This is a genomic window from Streptomyces sp. L-9-10, assembly GCF_004151105.1.
In the GTDB taxonomy this organism is placed as follows: domain Bacteria; phylum Actinomycetota; class Actinomycetes; order Streptomycetales; family Streptomycetaceae; genus Streptomyces.
Window position 1 is genome coordinate 1 of record NZ_PHRF01000084.1, and the last position, 334, is coordinate 334.

Genomic DNA, 334 nt, shown 5'->3' on the forward strand with positions numbered 1-334 from the left:
AGGATGCGGGGTGTTTCGCGGGTCTGGGTGAGGTGTGGACGGGTGGTGAGGCGGCGTCGGGTGTGGCGATGGGGCGTGTGTTGGAGGCGTGTCCGGGTGTCGGGTTGGTGCATGTGTATGGTCCGACGGAGTCGACGACCTTCGCGGTGTGCGGGTCGGTCACTGGTTCCGATACCGGGGGTGCGGCGGTGCCGCTCGGGGGGCCGATGGACAATACGTCGGCGTACGTTCTCGACGGTGCGTTGCGGCCGGTGGGTGTGGGTGTGCCGGGTGAGTTGTATCTGGGTGGTGGGGGTCTGGCGCGTGGGTATGACGGTCGTGCGGGGCTGACGGC

1 protein-coding gene is annotated in these 334 nt (G+C 68.6%); it reads left to right on the top strand.

The genetic code is table 11. The features are described 5' to 3' along the window. Positions 1-334 (top strand): AMP-binding protein (locus tag CU044_RS20055; RefSeq protein WP_129770095.1); only part of this gene is annotated, 334 nt, incomplete at both ends.